The organism is Arhodomonas sp. KWT (genome assembly GCF_010993615.1).
Genome location: NZ_WNXE01000681.1, coordinates 1 through 897 on the forward strand (window position 1 = coordinate 1; position 897 = coordinate 897).

Here is an 897-nt window from a genome sequence, read left to right on the forward strand (position 1 = left end):
GCGTCGCCGGCCATCACCGCAACGGAAGACCCACGCACAATGGCCGGCGCACATACCGCGTCTGGGACCGCCCCGTCCGTTACGCCCACCGTCTGCAACGTGGTCCGCTGCAGGTCGGCTGCACAGGGCAGCCGGCATTCTCCCCAAATGTGTGCTGGACCGGTCATGCAGTGGCGACCGCCGCAGGCCCGGAACGTATTGCCAGCCAGGAGCCGCCAACGTAAGGGACGGCATGACCGCCCGGCCGGGCGTGTAGCTGACCCCGGCAGCTCGCGCGCCCGCCACGCGCGATATCCCGCGGGCGCCCCCGGCAAGGATGTGACACACGGCCGACGGCCGCGCACGACCGACCACCATGGCACCCACCCCCCCCATCCCGTAGGTCGTGCACCGACAGGTGTGCGACGTCTCCGCGGCGTCGCGAGCGCAGGAACGTCGCGTGCCCGCGGCCGAAGGCTGCACATTCCGGTAGGTCACGCGCCGCAGCCAATACCGGGCAATTCGCCCGATGCTAAGGTAGGGCGCCAATCCCCACCCTCTTAGCTGGATGCGCAACGACCACAACACCACCCTGGCCACGCTATTCGTCGTCGGTACCGGATGCCTGTGGGGCTTCTACTGGCTGCCGGTGCGGCGGCTCTCCGAGCTCGGCCTGTCGGGCGCCTGGGGCACGCTGGCGATCGTCGCTGTGGCCGCCCTCCTGCTGCTACCGTTCGCCGTGCGAACCTCGCACCAATCCGTACCGTCCAGCCGCGCGGCCCTGGTGTGGGTTGCCCTGGGCGGTTTCGCCTTCGTCCTCTACTCGGCCGGCCTGGTCTACGGACGCGTGGCCATCGTGGTCCTGCTGTTCTTCCTCACGCCGGTCTGGAGCACCCTGATCGGCCGCTACGTCATGGG

General features: G+C 69.7%; 1 protein-coding gene. It reads left to right on the plus strand.

The annotated features are described in order from the left end of the window. Positions 1 to 547: 547 nt before the first annotated feature. On the plus strand, positions 548 to 897 hold a 350-nt coding region (locus G7A99_RS21695; protein WP_371807656.1), incomplete at its 3' end, for an EamA family transporter.